The organism is Nocardia lijiangensis NBRC 108240 (assembly GCF_001613045.1).
GTDB lineage: Bacteria > Actinomycetota > Actinomycetes > Mycobacteriales > Mycobacteriaceae > Nocardia > Nocardia lijiangensis.
Genome location: NZ_BDBP01000196.1, coordinates 1 through 3940 on the forward strand (window position 1 = coordinate 1; position 3940 = coordinate 3940).

General features: G+C 65.5%; 3 protein-coding genes and 1 pseudogene. All 4 read right to left on the reverse strand.

What is annotated here, in order from left to right:
- Positions 1–373 (reverse strand): hypothetical protein (locus NL1_RS35745; RefSeq protein ID WP_156095214.1); only part of this gene is annotated, 373 nt, incomplete at its 3' end.
- A gap of 205 nt (positions 374–578) precedes the next feature.
- The gene (locus NL1_RS35750; protein ID WP_162272805.1) at positions 579–2129 is read right to left on the reverse strand and encodes a DUF707 domain-containing protein; all 1551 of its coding nucleotides are present in this window, start codon (positions 2127–2129) and stop codon (positions 579–581) included.
- A 10-nt stretch (positions 2130–2139) separates the two neighbouring features.
- On the reverse strand, positions 2140–3219 hold the full coding sequence (locus NL1_RS35755) for a glycosyltransferase (protein ID WP_084511459.1): 1080 nt from the start codon (positions 3217–3219) through the stop codon (positions 2140–2142).
- Between the two features lie 35 nt (positions 3220–3254).
- Positions 3255–3940 (reverse strand): annotated as a pseudogene (locus tag NL1_RS39185) (hypothetical protein); the annotation flags it as partial.

Consider the following 3940-nt stretch of genomic DNA (forward strand, 5'->3'; position numbering starts at 1 on the left):
TATGATCGGTCCCCGCCCCCGGAACCCGGAACATACCCGCATTATCGTCATCGGTCGAACTATACGACTTCTGCGCCTCATGAAAAGTATTCGCCATCACCGTGACGATCGCCTGATGATTCCGCAGAACATCCACCAGCTCACGCGTCCGCTTACGATCGAACTTCTCGAACAACAACCCCATACTCGACAACGTCGTCACCGTCGGCCTGACCTTGCCGTGCGACCCATCCTTCTTATTGTCATACACCCACTCGAGCACCACGAAATCCCGCCCCGACGACTCGATCAACCCCAAAATATCAGCCACAAACGCTTGACACGCATCCACAAGCTTCCGCAACGCCCCCGCATCCACATTCAACAACTTCAACCGACCGTCCCGCGCACCCTTCAACAACCCAGACCACTCCGTCTGATCGAAACCAGGCCCACCCGACGACATCCCACTCCTACCGTCAATTCCACTGCGTCCGCCTGAGTTTCTAGCACCGGACCTCCGCCCGGTCATGCTGGAAGACGACCGCAGCCCGGTCTGTACACCATCCGTTAACCGAGTCTCCGCGCCGGCTCGGCGGTCAGACCGGCACCCTTACGCGCATCAGCTCGCCGGCTTGCACCATACGATCGACCATTCCTTCGCAGGGGATTTCGGCCTGGAAGCAGGCACGGGCACCGTCGAGGCGGCCGTGGGCGACGGCCACCTGCAACAGGTCGCGGGAGTAGTGCGCGAAGTGACGCGCCATGGAGCCGCCGCTGCTCGCGGCCTCCGCGGCCCGGGCCATCCAGCTCTCGAAGCTCGGGTACGGATAATGCAAAATCAAGGGGGCCGTCACCGTTCCGCTCGCCCCGGTGAATCCGATGAAGCCGTGTTTGTCGGCAGGTGCGATATCGCAGTCGAGGCGGACGGCGCTGCGGTTCGCGGGCGCATCGAGGAATGGGGAGCACCCGCTGACCCGGAATACGGTGCACTCGCGGAACGGGTCGTCGACCGGGTGCATCATCGGTACGGCCTCGTGCGCGAGGAAAGTGACCTGTCCGGCCCCGGGAATCTGCCAGCGGCGCCTGCCGTCGTCGTAGAACAGTTCCCGCGGGCCGAGCGGGAGCAGCCATGCCATGTCGGCGGCGCGGGCGGTCGCGACGGCGGCGTGAATATTGGCCACCTCGCGTTCGACCGGATCGGCGTCGGGAACCGCGTTGTCGCACACCAGTACCGGGTGCTCGGCGGCCTCCGCGAATGCGCGCACGGCCGGATCGTCGGAGTAGACGATGATCAGATCCGCGTGGGCCGCATAGTGGTCGAGCCAGGCCGTCAGCCCCGGCCGAAGCCGGTCGACGGTGACGCAGATCGCGGTCGGCTCGTCAGTCGGTCGCCGGTGCCCGGCGCCGACGCCCCGGTGCACCCGGGTGGTCAGATCGGAGATCTCGTGCCGCACCAGGTAGTCGTGGTACTCCGTCCACGGGTTCACGCCCGCCGCGCGCGCCGCCGTGAGATTCGGGCCGCCGACCGGACGGGTATGCCGGACGGTCACCGCGTCGACAATGGCGATCGACGAGGTGTCCGGGACGAATCGGGGCCAGTGGAAATCCAGACCCCATCCGGTCTGAGTGGCATCGAATGTCGGCAGGCAGCGCAGCAGGAATTCCCGGCGGAAACACGGCGCCATGATCTCGACGAAATTCGTGTACCGGAGGTCGAACCTGCGATCCACCAGGGTGATCTCGTGGGTGTAGTAGCTGTCCTCGGTGAGCGCGGGCTGCGACAGCGAAAGCCGGTACCGCGCGGCGTATTCGAATATCGCGTTGACGGCCGCGGTGTCGGTGGCCAAATCGTCGTCGGGGAGCCAGATGTAGTCGTAGTCGTCGATCGACTCGGCCAGATCGACGGTGAGCACATGGTGCAGCGCAGGCCATTTGGGCCCTTTGCGGTCCAGCCGGAGCACGTCGCCGGTGCGATACCGGTGCGGGTCGTCGCCGAAATAGCTGACGACCAGGTCCCAGGTGCGAGGCACCGGCCCGGCGAGCCATTGTTCGTGCAACGAGGCGTCACCGGCCCGCAGCACCACCAAGTTCCTCCGTCGCCCGGTGGCACGAAATGCGCTGGACGGCTGCCGGACCGCTGTCGTCATCACGACCTCCTCATGCGGCGTACCAGCCCTCGCCCCACAGCGTGCCGAGACGTTCGAAATACGTCTCGTACTGCGGAGCAACGACATCGGTGGAGAATTTCGACACCGCGTACTCGCGAATCGCCTGGTAGTCGAGCTTGTCCACGGCGTCGGCGGCCTCGCAGAATTCGCGCAGCGTGCGGCAGCGAAAGCCGTGTACGCCGTGCTGCACCGTCTCGGTGAACACGCCCCAGTCGGTGGTGATCACCGGCGTCCCGCACAGCATCGCCTCGGCATGCACGCCGCCGAAAGGTTCCAGGTACAGCGAGGGAACGAAAACCGCACGGGCCCGGCTCATCAGCTCACCCCGGCGCACGTGATCGACTACGCCGACATACTCGGCGACATCGGCGGGCGGCGCCACACCGGCGCCCGCGACAACCAGCTTCACACCGAGCCGCTGACAGGTGTCGATGGCGATCTGAATACCCTTGGCCTCGGTGAGGCGGCCCATGAAGAGAAAGTAGTCGTCTTTCGCTTCGGCGAACGGGAAATCCTCCACCTCATAGTAATTCGGTATCACCGCATCGTAGAAATGGCCGCGGGCGCTCATCACGCCGGGAGTCGTGGCGTGCGAACCATAGACAGCGTGCATCCATGCGTAGCTTTCGAACACTCGGTAGTTCGCGAACACCCCGCTGTAGCCGATCCCGAACTCGACGGTCATGAGCTCGGGGAAGGTCTCCGCGATCGGCCGCTGGCAGGTGCCGCCGAGCACGCAGATGAAGTCGCGGTCCGACTTGCGCTTGGCGATCTCGGTAATGGCGCGCTCGTTGGTGGTGGTCCAGTGCGGATCGTAGGCATTCCAGGTCAGGTTGTTGAGTTCCTTGTAGAGATCGTTGCCGCCGAACCATTCGGCCTGCTCCGACTTCGACGCGATGGTGACGAACTCGGTGCACGCCGCGTCGTTCTCCTCGCCGCCGTACAGGAACACCTCGTGGCCCAGTGCCGTCATCATCCCGGCGAAACGCCGGATCTTCTGGGTATAGGCGCACGGCTGATAGTGCTTGGTGGTCTGTGTATTGGGGAAGTTCACCACATGAAAACGCATGGCAGAGCTCACATTCAGCTCGAAGTATGGGCTGGTCAGCGGTCGATCACGGGCCGTACCGACAGAGGGTCTTCGCCGACGGCCTCCTCCAAGTGCTCGGTGCTGTCGAGATAGGCCGCGCGTTTGCGCTGTTGCTGCTGCTGTTGCCCGCCGGGAGCACCGCCCATGCCGCCACCCATCGGGTAGCCGCCGTAGGGCATCGCGGCCGACGGAGCCATACTGGCGCGCGCGTCAACCGTCTCGGTCGCGTTTCCTGACGAACCTGCCCGGGGAAACAGCTTGTCCTCGACCGGATTCGCAGGTTTGGCCGCCGTCGGCGAGCCGCCGCCTGGTGAGCCACCACCTGCCCGGGCTGGGCTGATGTCGAAGCCGAACGGGCCGGATGCGCCGGGCGGCCCGGAGGCACCCCAGGGACCGGAGGCCCAAGGCCCCGACGGGCCGGACATCATCCCGGACGCCAATTGCTGCAGTGCTTTCGAGAGCGCCGACAGCGGCCCGGATGCGCCGCCGGTCGGGCCGGTGGCGCCGTCGGGAACAGCGGTGGCCGACCCAGAAGATGGTGCGCGAGATGATGATTGGGGGGCGATACCGGATTTGCCAGCGCCGCCCGGTCCGGTGCTCGACTTGCCGCTGCCGCTACCGGATCCGCCCCCCTCGCCGCTGCCTTTACCGCCACCGCTACCGCTACCGCCGGACCTACCGCCACCACCACCGCTACCAG